Origin of the sequence: Hoyosella altamirensis (assembly GCF_014191505.1) — a bacterium.
Taxonomy (GTDB): Bacteria; Actinomycetota; Actinomycetes; order Mycobacteriales; family Mycobacteriaceae; genus Hoyosella; species Hoyosella altamirensis.
On sequence record NZ_JACHWS010000002.1, the window covers coordinates 923,698 to 941,354 of the forward strand.

Consider the following 17,657-nt stretch of genomic DNA (forward strand, 5'->3'; position numbering starts at 1 on the left):
ACGCTCGAACGGCTGGCGAGGCACTTCGGTGCGGACGGAGACAATTCATGAGTGAGCTGGGCTGCGTCGATGATGCCTTGCCGCTTACCCAGCTGAGTGCGAACGCGCACATGAGCCCGCGAGCAAATTATGAGCAACATTCACAAGCAGGTTCTGCCATAATTTAGGGGCTGTCTAAATTATGGTGTGGAGGTGAATGCTGCGATGTCTATAAGATTCGGGCCTAGTCCGATAGAGGACGCCGTCAGCGAAGCGCTTCGGCTTCTCGCTTCTGGCACGTGGGACCGCTCAGAGACTTCGCTCGTTGACCTTAAAGAGGAAGCCGGGCGGCGAGACAAGACGAAGAGCCTGCTGCCTGGAGCGCCCCGGAATGAGAGGGCAGCAGAACAAGTTGCGGGCGAATCGGCATGTATGGCCAATACGCCAGGCGGTGGTGCACTTATCCTCGGAGCCGCTGACGATGGAACCCTGATTGGTACAGCCCTAGACGTCGAATGGCTCAGGCACCGGGTGTATGAGTTGACTGACCGAACCTTGACGCTCGACGTACGGCCAGTGGAGGTCGATGGAACCCGCCTTCTTGTGATCACTGCACCGCAGGCGATTGAACCGATCCGTTGGCGAGGACGGGTTCGATGGCGTGTTAGCGACAAATGTGTGGAGGTTGATCCTGCATCTTGGCATGCCGAACGGATGATCCGGACGAATTTTGACTGGTCTGCTCAGCCTTCACATGTGCCAGCATCCGAAGCTCGTGAGGCAGCAGTTGATGTAGCGCGCAGATTTCTGCTCAACAGTAACGACTCCCACGCCTTCGACCTTGCAAGGCAGCCAACTCCGGAGCTTCTCCGTCGACTGAATGTCGTCACGGGTGATGGCTTTCTCACCAACGCTGGAGTGCTCGCATTTGTCGGCCGTGGCGAACCGGGGCTCGATTACATTCGCCGCGACATCGCCGGTGGTGACAGTCGGCAACGCGTGCACGTGGGCGCTCGGGGCCTGCTCGAAGAGTTGCACGAGGTCTTCACTCATATCGCGGCGAACAACGCCGTGCGTCACCTGCCGCGAGGCATCACTATCGGGCAGGTCCGAGACCTTCCAGAGCAAGCAGTTCGCGAAGCTGTGGTCAACGGGTTGGCGCACCGTGAGTGGGGTCTCGCCCAGCCAACGACTATCGAACACATAGGTCGAACCCTTCGCGTCACTAGTCCCGGCGGATTCTTCGGTGGCGTCACTGCGGCGAACATCATTACCCATCCGTCCCAATCTCGGAACAGGGCGCTGACAGAGTTGTTTGCAGCGATTCGCGTCGCGGAACGTGAAGGAGTTGGTGTCGACCGCATGGTCCGGGAGATGCTCCGGCTCGGCCACAGAGTGCCTACCATTGAGCAAATCGAAGGACCCTTCGTGCGAGTTTCTCTCGTTGGCGATGCGATTGACTCTTCATGGATTGGGTGGCTGTCGAGCCTGGAACCAATCGAATTATCTGAGGACGTCAACGCGCTACTGCTACTTCGCCATGTGGTTGATGAAGGCTGGATCGACGCCAATGGTGCGATGCCGATCCTTCAACTCAATCGTGCTGAAACGGTCGGCGCGATCACCCGGTTGACACAAGGAACTATCGACAACGTCGGCATCGTGACACTCGTCGCAGGAATCCCTGACGACGAGTCTCCGGCATGGAATCTATCTTCTACAGCACGCGACAGCCTTCAGTCGCGGGACCGTGATGCTCAAACGACGCGATCATGGCCGACACGCGCCAGAATTGCGCGCTCATACGCGCGTTCCCGGGGCCGCATCAGCACAACGGAGCTCGGCGCTCTCACCGGTGCCAGCCCTACCAACGTGGGTAATGTGTTGAAGGATCTTGAAGAGGCTGGAGAACTCCGTCCGTCAAGACCAAATCGGCGAGGTCCAGGTTTCTATTACCTGTCAACGTCGAATCCAGATTTGGGAAAGGGGAACCGTGGGTAACTTCGAGTTTCTTCGTGTTACCTTCCCCGGGCTGCACCCTGAATGCGCGAGGGCCGAGTCGTATTTGATGGCCGATCCGCGCTCGGCTTGTTTCTATAGTCGTCGTGCTGTTGAGACGCTGGTCGGCCATTTGTATGACCTTCTTGGTCTGCCGCTGCCGTATAAGAATGACTTGGCTGCGCGGATCAACGACGCGGGGTTCAAGGCTCGTGCGGGCGTCACGATCAACACGAAGCTGAATCTGATTCGCAAGGCCGGTAATGCGGCTGTCCATGACCAGAAGCCGATCAGGCCTGATATTGCGGCAGCAGTCCTTCGTGAACTGCACCATGTGATGGTGTGGGCCGCGTTCCACTACTCCGCGAACCCTGGGGCTGTGCCGACACGGTCGCAGTTCGACCCCAAGCTCGCTTCAAAGGCCGCACCGCTGTCTCGCGCGGAAGTTGTGCAGCTCGCACAGAAGTTCAAGGCTCAAGATGAAGCTAACGCGAAACTGCTAGCCGAGAAGGATGAGCTGCTCGTCTCCCATGAGGCTGAGATCGCGAAGTTGCGTGAGCAGATCAAGGCAGCGCAAGCGGCGAACACCAAGGCCGACGACCACGACTACACCGAGGCGCAGACCCGAGACCTGTTCATCGACATGCTTCTGAAAGAAGCTGGCTGGCCTCTTGGCCAGAATCGGGACCGCGAGTTCGAAGTTACCGGCATGCCCAACGCAAAGGGCGTCGGGTATGTCGACTATTTGCTGTGGGGTGCCGACGGGTTGCCGCTTGCGGTCGTGGAGGCGAAGCGCACTACTAAGAGCGCGCAGATCGGTCAGCAGCAAGCCAAGCTTTACGCCGATTGTCTCGAAGCGCAATTCAAGCGCCGCCCGGTGATTTTCTACACCAACGGGTACGAGCATTGGTTGTGGGATGACGCGGCGGGGTTCCCGCCGCGCGAAGTTCAAGGTTTCTATACCCGTGATGAGCTGGAGTTGATGATTCAGCGCCGCCACACTCGTCTGCCGCTTGCTGCCGCGCCGATCAAGAAAGACATTGTCGGACGCTACTACCAGGAGCGGGCAATCAAAGCGGTCGGCGACGCCCTGACGAAGAAGCAGCGCGAAGCCTTGCTGGTCATGGCCACAGGTTCAGGAAAAACTCGCACCGTAATTGCCCTGATAGATCAGCTGATGAAGGCCAACTGGGTCAAGCGAGTGTTGTTTCTCGCTGACCGCACCGCGTTGGTTAATCAGGCTGCGAACGCTTTCAAAGCACACCTGCCGAGTGCCCCGCCTGTCAACTTGGTGACGGAGAAGGCCACTGACGGCCGGGTGTACCTGTCGACGTACCCGACGATGATGAATCTCATCAACGACGTAGGCGAATCGGGGCGTCGGTTCGGGCCAGGCTACTTCGACCTCATCGTTATCGACGAAGCCCACCGGTCGGTTTATGCGAAATATGGGGCCATCTTCGATTGGTTTGATGGGCTGCTCGTGGGTCTGACGGCGACGCCGAAGGACGAGGTCGACCACAACACGTACCGGCTTTTCCACCTTGAGGACGGCGTCCCCACCGACGCTTACAGTCTTGATGAAGCGGTGGCGGACGGCTTTCTTGTGCCGCCCAAGGGAGTGGCCGTCGGTACGAAGTTCCTCCGCCAGGGCATCAAGTACAACGACCTGTCGGAAGAGGAGAAAGACCAGTGGGACACCCTCGACTGGGGTGAGGACGATCCGCCGGACGAGGTTGGTGCAGAGGAACTAAACCGCTTCCTGTTCAACGAAGACACCGTCGATAAAGTGCTCGGCACGCTTATGCAGCACGGGCACAAAGTCGCCAGTGGGGACCGCCTAGGCAAAACGATTGTTTTCGCCAAGAATCAGGCCCACGCCCAGTTCATTCAGCAGCGCTTCGACATCAGTTGGCCCGAGCACGCGGGCACATTCGCGCGCGTCATCACCCACGGCACACCGTACGCGCAGAGCCTTATCGACGACTTTTCCCAACAGGACAAAGCGCCGCACATCGCCATCAGTGTCGACATGCTCGACACTGGTATCGACGTGCCCGAGGTCCTGAATCTCGTATTCTTCAAGATGGTCCGGTCGAAGTCTAAGTTCTGGCAGATGATTGGCCGCGGCACCCGGCTGCGCCCCGACTTGTTCGGGCCAGGCCAGGACAAGAAGGACTTCCTCGTCTTCGACTTCTGCGGCAACCTCGAATATTTCAGCCAGGACCTTCCCGGCTCGGAGGGCTCAATCCAGAAGTCGATCACCCAGCGAATTTTTGAGGCGCGCCTCGGGCTGATCACGACATTAGGTGAATCTGAGCCAGATCTGCGCAAAGCTACAGCAAATGCGCTGCACGAGTTCGTCGCTGGCATGAACCTCGACAACTTCCTCATCCGCCCGCACCGTAAATGGGTCGAGCGGTACTCCGACCCGAAGGTATGGGAGACACTCACCACCGAAGATGCCAACGAAGCCGCAGAACACTTGGCCGGTTTGCCATCGACAGCCGTCGACCCTGACGAGGACGCCAAGCGATTCGACCTCCTGGTGCTTCGCCGACAGCTCGCTCAATTACAATCCGATGCAGTCGCAGCAGAGCAGCTCCGCGAAACTATTCAGAACATCGCCTCTGCACTGTTGACCAAAACGGCGATCCCGTCCGTCGCGGAGCAGGCCGTGCTGTTGGAATCGGTCGCGGGGGATGAGTGGTGGATTGATGTCACCCTCCCAATGCTGGAACTTCTCCGGGTCCGGGTTCGGGGCCTCGTGCGGTTCATTGAACGAACCAAACGCAACCCTGTCTACACAGACTTCGAGGACGAACTCGGCGAATCAATCGCTGTCGACCTCCCGGGGACCACCCCGGGCACCAACTTCGAACGCTTCCGCGCGAAAGCGGCTGCGTACCTGAAAGATCACCTCCACCATGTCGCTCTTCAGCGTTTGCGTCGGAACAAGCAACTTACACCTGAGGATCTTGAGGCCCTAGAGGCGATGCTCGTGGAGTCGGGCGTTCAGAAGGCTGAACTCGTGCGGGCTGGTCAGCAGAGCGGGGGGTTGGGCGTTTTCATCCGCTCGCTTGTTGGCCTCGATCGCGCGGCTGCCATCGAAGCATTCGGCAATTACCTTGACGGCACGAAGTTCACGGTAGACCAGGTCCGCTTCGTCCAATTGATTGTCGAGGAACTGACAGCGAACGGCATCATGGAGCCCGGTCGGCTGTTCGAGTCGCCCTACACCGATCATGGTCGGCCCGACATTATCTTTCCCGACAAGCATGTCGAAGCCATAGTAGAGATCCTTCATGATGTGAAGTCTCACGCCATGCCAGCCGGCGCTGCCTGAGCGGGGAGCGTCGAGGTGGTCGCGGGTGAAAACTGTCGAACTCCGTGCACGTCAGGTGGCCGGTTCGGTGCTGGGACGAAGAAGTCGTGAGCGAGCAAGAGCGGTCGCACTGTGTTCAAGGGCCATCCATAGTGCGGTGATGTCGTCGACGAGTTGGTCGCGGGTTATCGGTAGATCTCCGTTGGCCCAGGACAGGATCGCCTGGGCGGATCCGCCGATTACGAAGGCGGGTGCAGTCGAGGCCAGGGAGTCTTCTTCGAGCGCCACGTCGTGGGTTGTACGGGCGTGTGCGATTAGCGCGGCGGTGAGGCTGGCGATTACGGCGGTGCGTTTCTCGTGTGTCACCGGTGTGGCCGGTATGCCGCCGAGGAGGACGAGCGCTTTGCGGGGGTCGTCGCCGAGAATGTCGACGACGGCGGTGATGGCGCCGCGCGCCTGCTCTTCCACGGGCCGGTCGAGCAATGGGATGTAGCCGCTGATGGCTGCCTCTGCGACCTCGGCCGCTATGGATTCGATTACGGCGTCGGCCAGTGCGTCGAGGCCGTCGAAGCTTTCGTAGAAGTAGCGTTTGTTGAGCTTGGCTGATCGGCACAGTGCGTCGACTGTCGCTGTGCGCCAGCGGTTTTCGGCCATAGTGGTTAACGCGACGTCGAGCAGTGCGGTGCGTCGGCGCAGCGTCCGCTCCCCGGCGGAATCACCTGCGTACTTGCGTTTAGCGGTCGACACGCGATCATCCTCCCATTTCTGGCGCCGAGCCGTTGACAGGCCTCCCATTAATCTGGCACAGTTCCGTACCAAATAAACTGGTACGAACTCGTGCCAGAAGGGAGAGGGCGATGACGGCACATCTGGAACGAAAAATCTCGGCGCCGCGAGCGATGCTGGAGGAACTGCGGGACCGGGCGGCGGCGCATCCGGTTTCGGTCCGTGCCGCAGCGTGGGATTACCTCGCCGGTCTCGGTGCACGTAATGACCGCGACGCGCTGGCGGAAATGTTCGCCGCGGGTGCCGCACCCCAGGGGCCGGACGGAAAGATGGAAGGCCTGATCGTCGGGAAGTTATTCGGAATCCCCGAAGCGCATCTGGCAAACCTGTTGATGCGCATCGAACCGACCTGGCGTGGCAAGACCTTCGACCTGGAGGGCGGGGTCGGCTGGAACAGGCTCGCGCCACTCGCCCGTTTCGTGATGCCCATCATCACCGCGGGCTACCTCGGGCTGCGCCGTGTCGGCGCGGAAATGGAAGGCTTCGACTTCGCGCACGCACTGGCCGCGAGCTGGATCGAGCCAGACAAGACGGTTCGCGCCCTGGACTACGGAGTACCCGAATACCGCAACCCCAGCATCCGGACATTTCCGATCGCTTGGACCCGCGACGAGGTCGTGGAAGTGGTCCCCGGCGTCTATCTGGGCCGTGCCCTGCTGCGGATGTACGACGACGAAATCCGGCTTATCGCCTACTTTGCGCTGCGCGAGCCGATCGGCAGCCACCTGTGATCGAGCTGCGCGGCGCAAAGGTATGCGTCACCGGCGGGGCCCGCGGGATCGGACGGGCCACCGCCGAAGAGCTGATCGCCCGCGGCGCCGAGGTGTGGATCGGCGACCGCGATCTAGCGGCCGTAGAAGGAACCGCCGCCGAGATCGGCGCGACCGCCTATCCTCTCGACGTCACCGATGAGGTCAGCTTCCGCGCCTTTCTGGCCGCCGCGGGAGCCGACGGCCCAATAGACATGCTGGTCAATAATGCCGGTATCCAGCTCATGGGCGGTTTCGCTGATCAGAACCTGGCCGCGGTGCAGCGAGAACTCGCGGTGAACCTCGGCGCTGTCCTTACCGGTGTGCACCTGGTCCTTCCTGGGATGCGACTGCGGCGGCGCGGGCATATTGTCAATGTCGCTTCCATGGCAGGCAAAGTCACCACACCCGGTATCGCAACCTACTGCGCATCCAAATTCGGCGTCGTGGCCTTCTCTCGTGCCCTGCGCGCCGAACTCTCGGGCTCGGGCGTCACAGTCACCTCGGTACTGCCCGCCGCCACCCATACCGACCTCACTTCGGGGGTGCGTCTGCGGCTGCAACCCACCCTGACACCGCAGCAGGTTGCAACTGCCATCGCCTATAGCGCCCGCCACAACCGTGGCGAGGTGACAGTGCCCCGGTGGCTCGCGCCGCTCGGACTCGTGGAAGAACTCACGCCGACACCGATCCTGTGGTGGCTCAAACGCTTCGTCGGCGGCGCCGAGTACGGCGGATACGACCCTGTGCAGCGGAAGGACTACCTGGACCGCATCTATCCAGGGTGAGCCGCTCCACCGTAGTGTGCTGAGGTATGGATCTGGAGGCGTACCGGCACCTCGACCTGACTTACCCGGAGGTTGGAGCCACCGCGAAACGACTACCCCCGGGATACCGCCACATGGTGGTAAGTCATCGAATCGGTACGGGCAGAGAGTGCTTTGAGCGGGCCGCCGAACGTGTCTCAGCTTGGGGTATGCAGCGTGGCGTAGGGCTGTCGGTGCGCGCATCCACACCCACGGCGCAGCAGAACACGATCGCGGAAATGCGAATGTTGTGGATGCGCATCCCGTGCCGGGTTGTGTATGTGGTGCGCGAAGACGATTGCAGCGGGTTCGCGTACGGCACGCTGCCGGGGCATCCCGTAAGTGGGGAAGAACTGTTTCTCGTTCACATCGATCCGCAGAGTGGTGCGGTTTTCGCCTCGGTCACCGCGTTCTCACGCCCAGCGTCCGCTTTCGTGAAGTTGCTTGGCCCGCTCGCTGGATGGGGACAGAAGCTAGCCGCCCGAATGTACGTGCGCGCTCTGGTCCGTTGAGGTTCTCCGGTTACGCAGACGTGGCGCTATCCGACGGGCCATCGTCACGAAGCAGTTGCGTAAGGCCGAGATTCGCGCAAAGGCGAGCAGCGGGCGCGAGCACCGCAGCAGATTCTTCGGAGTGGCCGGCAGCATGGAGGCACGTGGCGTGCAAAAGCTGCGCTTGGAGAAGCGCCCTGGGCCGGCGTGCGTCTGCGAGTCGGTTGACCAGATTCTTCGCATGGCGGCATGCGTCTTCGATCTCAGCGGGGTCGCCGCATCGGATATTCGTGCGAAGCGCAGAATTGATTCCGAGTTCAGCCGTACGCAGGGCGATTGCGTAGTTCTCCGTATCGCTATCGGGGTAGGTCGGGACGTGCAGGTAGCCCTGGTGGAGCCCGGCGCGAACCCGTTCGTTTTCTATCCTTGCGGCCAGCCGCGGCAAGGAGAGCGCCTGGGCAATGCGGGTACCGTCCTGAAGACGAGCGGAAGCCGCTTCGAGGTTTTTCCGCAAGGCCTTGACGCGCGATCCCGTTCCGTAGCTAGCCAGCATGAAGTCAACGGTTCCGCCCTCAGGTCCGAGCGCATAGCTGTCGTCGAGCAGCCTCTCAGCCTCGTCTATCGCGCCCTGTTCGTACAGCAGGTCACCGAGAACGGCGCTGGCGAGCCTGGCCGCGTGCGAATTGGCGCCGCCGGTCGAGGTGAGTGCCGTATTCAGCGCCGTTCTGAAATGCAGTTCAGCTGCCGCGATATCGAGTTGCTCGTGTGCTGCCAGACCAGCGATGCAGTTCCCGTAGACGACGGTGAACGGTCCCTCTGTGTGGTCGAAGTAGCGGCGTGCTCGTTCGTGCCATTTTTGTGCGGAATCGAAATCGAAGTCGTAGTACGCCTCGGCTGACGCAACGTTTGCTGCGGCGGCGGCAACGAAAGGCCGCAAAGACTGTGGACGCATCAGGCAGTCTTTGATGGAGTCCCGGATCCCGTCAGGGCGGTCCTTGAATAGTTCGCGGATCCCCTGCAGGAGCGCTGTTTCGCGTGATACTGAGTCACGCTCACTATCGGACAGCGATGCCGCTTCAAGGCCTGACGCAATTGCGCTGAATGTGTCATCCAGCTGCTGATCGGGGCGGCGGAGCAGCACCTGGGCCCACGCTAAGTTGAGGAGAAGGCGTGGGCGCGTGGCCACGAGCTGGGGCGACAATTTGGAAGTCAATCCAACAATGGTTGATAGGTGTGAAAGCTCCAGAAGATCAATTCCGGAACTCTCCACGAGGTCAGCGGCCAAGTCGGCGGCCCCTGCCGCGACTGCGTGATCGACGGCTTCGCGGAGCATCGAATGGGCAGCGAACCAGTTGGCGGCGATACGGTGCAATTCGGTAGCCCGCCCAGGGTGGTCGCGCTCGAGTCGGCGCTGCAAGAATTCCGCGAAGAGGTGGTGGTAGCGGAACCACTGGCGTTCCTCGTCGAGCGCATAGAGGAACAGGTCGTTGTCTTCGATTTCCTCCAGTCTGGCCTGGCCATGAAGGGTGCCGCTGAGGCTTTCCGCCAGGCTGTCGCAGACCCGTTCTGTCACCGAGATCGACAGCATAAAGTCCAATGTGGGCGGGTCGAGAGTGTTGAGCACGTTCTCTGCAAGATATTCGGCGATGGCGCGATGCCGCCCCGACAAGTGGCTGATCAGTTCGGCGGGATTGTCCTTGCCACGTAACGAAAGTGACGCTAGTTGCAGTGCGGCAACCCAGCCGTCGGTGGTGGCGCACAATGCCGCGGCATCCGCAGGGGTTAGCGGGGCATCGCCAGATTCGGCGAGGAACTGCTCGGCTTCTTGAACGTCGAACCGGAGATCACGGGCGTCGACCTCGATGAGTTCTCCCCGCACACGCATTCGTCCCAGAGGCAGACCCGACCGCGAGCGGCTCGTGACGATCAGTGTCAGATGGTGGCAGCCGTTGTCGAGGAGGTATTCCACGGCCCCGATCGTCGCTTTCGAGGTGACTCGGTGCCAGTCATCGAGCACCACCGTGATGTGCTCGCCGCTCTCATGGATCTCGTTGATGAGCGCCGTCAGGACATACCGCTGGGCTTCACTGCCGTGTTCCTCGAGTGTCTGCTCCAGACCCGCGGCCACTATCGGTTTCGCTTTCCGGACCGCCTCGATCAGATGTGCAAGGAACCATACGGCGTTGTTGTCGTCCGCGTCGATACTTAGCCACGTCCACTGTTCGCCCTGTTCTCGAAGCATGTGGCACCACTGGCTTGCCAGCGTGGTTTTGCCGAATCCGGCTGGCGCGTGAATGACGATCAGGCGGTGGCGTTCTCCATCAATAGCGTGGAGGAGCCGATCGCGCTGCACGAGCGTCCGAGGGGTTGTTGGTGGCCGGAACTTCGTCGGGGCTGTAGGTGGAGCCAGTTGTGTCGCGCCCGGACGGCCCACACCCATTGCTGGAGACTTCTGTATGGGCGGTTCGTCGAGCTCTCCCGACCGTGTAGGAGACTGGCCGAGGATGGCCATCTCATCGCTGCCAAGCCGGTGGCTCTTCTGGACCGCGCGGAGCAGTTCGCCGAACTGCGCTGCTGATTGAGGCCGCTGCTCAGGCTCGATCGCCATCGCATCCTCTATGACCCGGCAGAAGTCATCTGGCACCCCGTATGGCCGGAGGTCCGGTACAGGTTCACTGGTGATCCGAAGAAACTGTGCAACGACCTTCTCCCCAGCCTTGCGCGTGAACGCCGCCTGGCCGGTGAGGAGGCAGTAGAGCGTCGCGGCGAGTCCGTACACGTCCGAGGAGACCGACGGTGTGTCACCACCCAGAATTTCCGGTGCGGTGAATGCGGGCGTGCCTGCGCCGAGTCCTTGCGTGGTTTCGAACGCACCCGCCATGCGAGCGATCCCGAAGTCGGTCAGTTGGGGTTCTCCGTAGCTGGTGAGCAGTATGTTCGCTGGCTTCACGTCGCGATGGAGAATGCCGTGCTGGTGTGCGGTTGCGAGCGCACCCGCGAGCCGGACGCCGATCCGGAGCACTTCGGGCCATTCGATTGGCCCCGATTTGTTGAGTACCGCCTGTAAAGAACCGTACGCGTGGAAGGGCATCGCCAGGTACGGGCGGCCGGCAAAGGTCACTCCGGCGTGAAGCACGTCGACGACATGCGGGTGGCCTGATAACCGCGCCATTGCGTGCTCCTCGCGGAGGAACCGTGCACGACTCGATTCATCGAGCTCGGAATGCAATATTTTGACAGCAACTGAACGCCCGAGTGACGTTTCCTGGCACCGGTACACCACGCCGTAGGCGCCACGGCCGATCTCGGTAGCAGAATCAAACCCCTCGTCAGCGAGTTCGGCGGCAATACCCAAAGGAATGCCCGACGGAAGGTCCTGCTGAGTCTCCTCAGGTTCGCGCGTGCTCATCGGCGAAACACCCCGGTCCCAGGCGTCAACCGTGCTGTCGAAACTCTGTCCTGTCCAAATTCTACGTCAGGCGACGATCTTAGTTTCGATTCTCAGCCGGGAATCCAACAGCGCTAGTAGATCGATCAGTATACTGAAATTCAGTCGCCTGAGGGGAGGCCGAATGTCAGCACGAGAGTGCCTCATCACAGCCACGATCGACCTGGTCCGCCGTCACGGTGTCGCTGCGACCGGGCTTGCGGAACTGATCGAACGCAGCGGCCGGTCACGCCGCACGATTTACCTCAACTTTCCCGAGGGGAAGGCGGAACTGGTCGCAGCCGCGGTGAGCGCAGCAGGAGCCGCTGGGGCGCAAATGATCAGATCCTTCGCAGAGAAGCCGACCATCGGGGCAGCCTTCGCCGCTTTTGCAGACACATGGACCCAGGTCCTCACAGACAGTGGTTTCACTGCGGGATGCCCGATCGTTGCCGCAACGCTCGGGCGTTCCGACGCTCCCGAGGCGGCTGACGCTGCTGGAGAGGCTTTCCGCGATTGGGAGACGATCCTCGCGACGCGCCTTCAGGAGGACGGCGTTGCCCCAGAGGCGGCGCAGTCGCTCGCGACCACCATCATCGCCGCGACCGAGGGCGCGGTGATCATGTCGCTTGCTGCGCAATCAACCGCGCCGCTCGAGCGCACTAGTCAGCAAATCGCCACGCTGATCGAGCACCAACTCCGAGCGGGCGCACCCGCAGTGTAGAGCCCGCGCGGAGTTCGTTTTCGGGCTCAGGAGTCGGTAAACGAGATCCGCACGGATATCGGCGTGCTTTGCAGAGCCTGAAATCCGGCAGCAGTAATACTTGAGATTGCCTGAGGACCGAACGTCCGGGCGCGAGCGGTGACGTCGTCTTCGGGCCGGAATTCCGCGATTCCGGTGCGCCAGCGGTTGCCTTGCCGGATTCTGACTGTGGGGTTGGCAGTGATGTTGAGTCCCCATCCGGATCGTTTGCCGTGCTGGGAGATCACCCAGGCACCGGTCTCGTCGAAGGCTGCGGAGACGGGTACACGGCGTGTCTGCCCAGACTTACGGCCGATCGTCTCGAGTTCGGTGGCGAATGATGTGCGTAAACCCAGGCTGCTGAGAACACGGACAGCAGGGTTGGCGATGTAGCGCCCGACTGCACGTTCAAACTTGAACTTACGCAGCGTTTTGTCTTTCGTGGACGAGTCTGGCGCGGATGAGCGGCGGCTGCGGAACGCGTCGAATCCGTTGCGCTGCACCATAGTCACTGCAGTACGCCATTTGGCGCGGGAAGGATCGGTGTCCGCGCCGGCGCCGAGGCGGTGCAACTGGTCGGTGTGCCACTGCAGATCAAGTGCGCCATCGAAGGCTTTCAGTGGACCACCCGCGAACTGTCGCGGCAGGCCGAGCGTAACGCGTGGTGAGTTGAGCCGTTCGCTGCGCTGCTGCAGCAGCGCCTCTGCCGCCTCAGGGATGACCGCCGCTGGCCGGCCGATCCCCACGACGTCACAGTCACCGCTTCGGACTGCCTCGCTCATTCCGGAGAATGTACGGAAGCCACCAGTCACAGCGAGCGGCACGCCTGCGGTCACGCTGCGAACGGTACGGGCATATTCGAGGAAGTACGCTTCCCGTGCCTGAGTGCTCGTGGACGCAACTTTCGGGCGCCCCATCATCGCGGGGGATTCGTAACTGCCACCGCTGATTTCGATCAGGTCGATACCTTCACTCGCCAGCCGCTGGGCGACCAGCCGTGATTCGTCCTCCGTGAACCCGCCGCGCTGGAAGTCAGCGGAGTTGAGCTTGATGCCGACTGCGAAGCCAGGACTGACGGCACTCCGGATTCGCCGGACTATTTCGAGGACGAACCGCATGCGGCGCTCCGTGTCACCGCCCCATTGATCCTCACGCTGGTTGGCGAGCGGTGACAGAAACTGGGAGACCAGGTAGCCGTGCGCGCCGTGGATCTGCACACCGTTGAATCCTGCGGTTTCCGCGATGTGCGCGACACGGGCGAAACGATCGATGATGTCTTCGATCTCGGCATGCGTCAGCTCACGGGGCACCGGTATGCCCGGAATGTTCGGCGCAATCGCTGACGGTGCCACCGGCTTGCTTCGTGAAGCGAGTGGATTCGCCTGGCGTCCAGGATGATTGATCTGCATCCAGATCGGCGTGCCACCGTCCTGTGCTGATTTCGCCCACCTGGTCAAAGCGTCGAGGTCGGTCCGGCTGTCGACGACAACATTCCCAGGTTCGCCCAGGTGTGCGCGATCGACCATCACGTTGCCAGTGATTACGAGACCGAATCCGCCTGTGCCCCAGCGTGTATAGAGCCGTTCGAGTCGTATGCCGGGTCCGTGCGTGCTGTCGCCGAGTCCCTCGCTGAGTGCCGCCTTCATCAGCCGGTTAGGAAGTACCTGCCCGCAGGGCAGAGGCAGTGGATCACTCAGCGAGTCGCCCGCGAGGGCAACTGTCTGAGTGGCGTGGGCAGGGTGCGCAGTGCCTGCCCCGTCAGTCCCGCCTGTCCTGTCAGCACGACGCTGTGCCATACGAACCTCCAAGGTATACCGAACGGTTTACCAGGAGCTTAGTAGACCGAGCGGTTTACCACAATCCCAGGGATCCGTTCTTGTGCCCAGGGACTTCCCGGCAGGCTCGAGACTGAGGAGACTCGGTCATGGTGGATGATCAGTATCGGAGATTCCGGGTGACGCTCAAGCGTCCGGCAGGCGAGAAAGGCGGCAGTACATGGTTGGTGCTGGCGGAATGTGGCGGCGGGGTGCTGCCCTCGGCGGGTTAGGTCTGGCCGTTGCGGGGTCGACCGCGTGGGCGATGCACCGCAGACTCATCTACTATCCCGACGATCTTCCAGTCCCGCCCGCGTCAGCGCTCATCCATGGTGCGGAGGACGTGCAGTTCACTACCGACGACGGGCTGACGCTGCACGCCTGGTTCGTTCCGCCGGCCACTGATGTGACGAGCCGCGATGTCACCGTGCTCATGGCGCACGGCAATGCCGGAAACCGAGCGGATCGCGCACCGCTGGCCGCAGAGCTGGCGCGCCGCGGCATCGCCACCTTGCTCCTCGATTACCGCGGTTATGGGGGCAATGCGGGCCAGCCATCCGAGCAGGGCCTCGCGCTCGATGCCCGCGCGGCCTACTGGTACCTCCGCAACAATCGCGGCGTCGCCCCAGAGCGGATGATCTACTTCGGTGAAAGCCTCGGATGTGGAGTCGTGGCGGAACTCGCGCTGCGCTACCCGCCCGGCGGCTTGGTCTTGCGCTCGCCGTTTACCGACCTGGTAGAAGTTGCCAAGCTGCACTACCCGATGATCCCGGCGCAATTGCTCCTGCGCGACCGCTTCCGAGTCCTCGAAGCTGTCCGGAAGATCACGGTCCCCACGGTGGTTGTGTACGGCGCCTCGGATGTCATTATTCCAGCTGAGATGAGCGCCAAGGTCGCGGACGCCACCAGGAATCTGAACAGCACCGTCGTGATGCCCGGGGTGGGGCACAACGACCCGCACATGCTTGTCGGCGAGGACCTGATCGACGCCGTGGAGTCTCTTATCCCGGACTAGTCACAAGAATCTCACTAATTCTAGGACTCTCCGTAGAGAGTCATAGATATCGGTAGCGTCAGCGGTACGGTGGCCGCATGGATCCTGTGCGCAATCCGTACGCCCCAGGTGCGGGGCAGAAACCACCTGAACTGGCGGGCCGGGCTAAACAGCTTGCTGCGTTTGATGTGGTGCTGGAACGCATAGCGCGTGGACGTCCCGAACGTAGCGTCATGCTTACCGGTTTGCGTGGCGTTGGGAAGACGGTGCTGCTCAACCAGATGCGCTCCGCCGCGATCAGCCGCGGTTGGGGAACCGGAAAGATCGAGGCGCGGCCCGACCAGGAACTGCGGCGTCCCTTCTCTTCCGCCCTGCACATGGCGATCCGCGAGATAGCCGCCGCGCACCGTGACCCCGAACGAGTCGACGAATTCCTCGGTGTGCTCAAAGCTTTCGCGCTGCGCGCTTCAGCTGACAAAGGAATGCGCGAGAAGTGGCAGCCAGGTATCGATGTTCCTGTCGCCAAAGGCCGCGCGGACTCCGGGGACATCGAAATCGATCTGATGGAACTGCTGGTTGATGCGTCATCGCTAGCGCAGGACGTGGGCGTGGGAATCGCGATCTTTATTGACGAGATCCAGGACCTCGGCCCCGCCGACATTTCGGCGCTGTGCGCAGCATGCCACGAACTCAGCCAGCTCGGCGCCCCGCTGATCGTTGTCGGAGCGGGCCTCCCGCACGTCCCAGCGGTCCTGTCAGCCTCCAAGAGCTACTCGGAGCGGCTGTTCACCTATCACCGCATCGACCGGCTCGACCGAGCCGCGTTCGACCTCGCGTTGCTCGCTCCGGCGGAGCGAGAGGAGGTGACGTTCGAGCCCGCGGCGCTCGACGCTCTTTATGCCGCAGCGGACGGCTACCCCTATTTCGTGCAGGCGTACGGCAAAGCGACATGGGACATGGCGGCCCAGTCACCGATTACACCCGATGATGTGCGTGTCGCAGCGCCCGATGCCGAGGAGGAACTGGCTGTCGGGTTCTTCGGATCCCGCTACGAGCGCGCCACCCCCGCGGAGCGCGAATACATGCGGGCGATGGCTGATCTCGCTGGCGACGACGGACCTGTCCTGACAGCGGAGATCGCGAAACACCTCGGGCGGCGGCCCGCGTCCCTCTCTCCATCGCGGGACGGGCTCATCAAGAAGGGCCTTATCTACTCTGCGGAGCGGGGATCGATCGGATTCACCGTCCCGCATTTCGGGCGTTACCTGCGAAGTCAATCAGACTGAATGCCCGAACAGGCGAATTAGGGGATGCTGGTGCAATGACGGTTTCACCGATGTTTCCGCTTGGAATGGCGTTGCTGCCAGGCGGACGGTTGCCGCTGCACGTGTTCGAGCCGCGCTACCAGGAATTGGTGCGCGATTGCCTCGCCGCGCCGGAGGGCCCCTTTTTCGGAGAGGTGCTGATCGCCCGTGGCGCCGAGGTAGGTGGCGGTGACCTCCGGAACGATGTCGGGACGCGGGCCGAAATCGTGGCCAACGTCGACCTCGGAGGCGGCCGGATCGCAATGGACTGCCGTGGCCGCGAACGAATCAGGGTGACGCGTTGGCTGCCCGACGACCCGTATCCGAAAGCAGAGGTCGAGCCGTGGCCGGACGAGGACAGCAACATCGACGAATCTGATTTCCACGCGTTCAGTGCTCGTATCGCGGAGCTGTACAGTCTGCTTGCCCGTTTGGCCGGCAAACAGCACGTACCGTCTCCGCGCGTGCCTGACCTCGGGGGTCTGCCCGAAGATCCTGCCCTGCATCTCTATTCGCTCGCAGACCGGGTACCGCTCGGTGATGCGGACAGGTATGCGCTGCTCGCTGCACCAGGTTTGAGCACGAGGGTAGGGGTTTTCTCGGACGCGCTCGATGGGCTAGTCGAACTCGCTGAGTTTGGGCTCACGAAGTGAGTGTCCGGCCTCCATACGCATTAGGGAGAAATGTCATGAACACAAACGCCTTGGTAGACCGTGCCGCCAAGCTGATGAACGTCGCTCACCGAATTATCCTCAAGGTCAGTGGGAACCGACTGCTGACGAACCCATTCGGGATGCCGGTGGTCGAACTGCACACAGTTGGCCGCAAATCGGGGCTTCCGCGGTCCTGCTACCTGACCTCTCCGGTTCACGACTCCAATCGAGTCGTGCTCGTCGCGTCGAAAGGCGGTGATGATCGCAACCCGGACTGGTACCGGAACCTCCAGTCGAATCCAGATGCGGAGCTGGTGATCCACGGCAGTCGGCGGAAAGCGCACGCACGTACCGCCAGTGCCGACGAGAAGGCCGAACTCTGGCCTCAGATCGTTGCGGCGTACAAGGGTTATGCAAACTATCAACAACGAACCGACCGCGACATACCGGTGGTGATCTGCGAATTCCGCGACTAGTTCGCTCGGTGGGCGCCTAGCCGCGCCGTGAAGGCGCCCCAGATGGGGCCCATGACGCACCTTTCATGGCCGCGCCAGATGTGGCTGCCGTAACATTGGGGCCGCCGTTACCG

General features: G+C 61.8%; 13 protein-coding genes. 10 read left to right on the top strand and 3 right to left on the bottom strand.

Translation table 11 applies throughout. The features are described 5' to 3' along the window. Positions 1–204: 204 nt before the first annotated feature. Positions 205–1,980, top strand: coding sequence for an ATP-binding protein (locus FHU29_RS13140; RefSeq protein WP_157095046.1), 1,776 nt, complete (start codon positions 205–207; stop codon positions 1,978–1,980). After that, positions 1,973–5,323 (top strand): DEAD/DEAH box helicase family protein, encoded by a 3,351-nt coding sequence (locus FHU29_RS13145; RefSeq protein WP_064440059.1) that lies wholly within the window; start codon positions 1,973–1,975, stop codon positions 5,321–5,323. The genes FHU29_RS13140 and FHU29_RS13145 overlap by 8 nt, the downstream gene beginning before the upstream one ends. A 51-nt stretch (positions 5,324–5,374) precedes the next feature. Here FHU29_RS13145 and FHU29_RS13150 read toward each other — a convergent pair whose 3' ends face one another. Then, on the bottom strand, positions 5,375–6,049 hold the full coding sequence (locus FHU29_RS13150) for a TetR/AcrR family transcriptional regulator (protein ID WP_083962285.1): 675 nt from the start codon (positions 6,047–6,049) through the stop codon (positions 5,375–5,377). Positions 6,050–6,159: 110 nt separating this feature from the next. Between FHU29_RS13150 and FHU29_RS13155 the strand changes: the two genes are divergently transcribed. The 3 genes from FHU29_RS13155 to FHU29_RS13165 are packed head-to-tail and all read left to right on the top strand — an operon-like array spanning position 6,160 to position 8,155. Next, the gene (locus FHU29_RS13155) at positions 6,160–6,819 is read left to right on the top strand and encodes a hypothetical protein (RefSeq protein ID WP_064440061.1); all 660 of its coding nucleotides are present in this window, start codon (positions 6,160–6,162) and stop codon (positions 6,817–6,819) included. Next, on the top strand, positions 6,816–7,625 hold the full coding sequence (locus tag FHU29_RS13160; protein ID WP_064440062.1) for an SDR family oxidoreductase: 810 nt from the start codon (positions 6,816–6,818) through the stop codon (positions 7,623–7,625). Before FHU29_RS13155 ends, FHU29_RS13160 begins: the two co-directional genes overlap by 4 nt. A gap of 26 nt (positions 7,626–7,651) precedes the next feature. Beyond that, positions 7,652–8,155 carry a DUF1990 family protein gene (locus tag FHU29_RS13165; RefSeq protein WP_064440063.1) on the top strand — a complete coding sequence of 168 codons (504 nt, stop codon included), beginning with the start codon at positions 7,652–7,654 and terminating at the stop codon, positions 8,153–8,155. A 10-nt stretch (positions 8,156–8,165) separates the two neighbouring features. Here the strand turns inward: FHU29_RS13165 and FHU29_RS13170 are convergent, their stop codons facing one another. Next, positions 8,166–11,543: a serine/threonine-protein kinase gene (locus FHU29_RS13170; protein WP_064440064.1), complete on the bottom strand. Its 3,378-nt coding sequence runs from the start codon at positions 11,541–11,543 to the stop codon at positions 8,166–8,168. Between the two features lie 163 nt (positions 11,544–11,706). Here FHU29_RS13170 and FHU29_RS13175 point away from each other — a divergent pair, with 163 nt between their 5' ends. Continuing rightward, a complete protein-coding gene (locus tag FHU29_RS13175) occupies positions 11,707–12,285 on the top strand; it encodes a TetR/AcrR family transcriptional regulator (protein WP_064440065.1) in 579 nt (192 codons plus the stop codon). 26 nt (positions 12,286–12,311) lie between these two features. Here the strand turns inward: FHU29_RS13175 and FHU29_RS13180 are convergent, their stop codons facing one another. Beyond that, positions 12,312–14,099 (bottom strand): nitroreductase family deazaflavin-dependent oxidoreductase, encoded by a 1,788-nt coding sequence (locus FHU29_RS13180; RefSeq protein WP_232322946.1) that lies wholly within the window; start codon positions 14,097–14,099, stop codon positions 12,312–12,314. Between the two features lie 199 nt (positions 14,100–14,298). Here FHU29_RS13180 and FHU29_RS13185 point away from each other — a divergent pair, with 199 nt between their 5' ends. The 4 genes from FHU29_RS13185 (at position 14,299) to FHU29_RS13200 (ending at position 17,544) form a co-directional block, all read left to right on the top strand. Beyond that, positions 14,299–15,132, top strand: a complete 834-nt coding sequence (locus tag FHU29_RS13185) for an alpha/beta hydrolase (RefSeq protein WP_083962275.1) — start codon at positions 14,299–14,301, stop codon at positions 15,130–15,132. A gap of 77 nt (positions 15,133–15,209) precedes the next feature. Further along, a complete protein-coding gene (locus tag FHU29_RS13190) occupies positions 15,210–16,397 on the top strand; it encodes an AAA family ATPase (protein ID WP_064440066.1) in 1,188 nt (395 codons plus the stop codon). Positions 16,398–16,432: 35 nt separating this feature from the next. Continuing rightward, complete coding sequence (locus FHU29_RS13195) at positions 16,433–17,068, top strand: LON peptidase substrate-binding domain-containing protein (protein ID WP_064440067.1); 636 nt, start codon at positions 16,433–16,435, stop codon at positions 17,066–17,068. A 35-nt stretch (positions 17,069–17,103) separates the two neighbouring features. Continuing rightward, positions 17,104–17,544 (top strand): nitroreductase family deazaflavin-dependent oxidoreductase, encoded by a 441-nt coding sequence (locus tag FHU29_RS13200; protein WP_064440068.1) that lies wholly within the window; start codon positions 17,104–17,106, stop codon positions 17,542–17,544. The last annotated feature ends 113 nt before the right edge of the window (positions 17,545–17,657 follow it).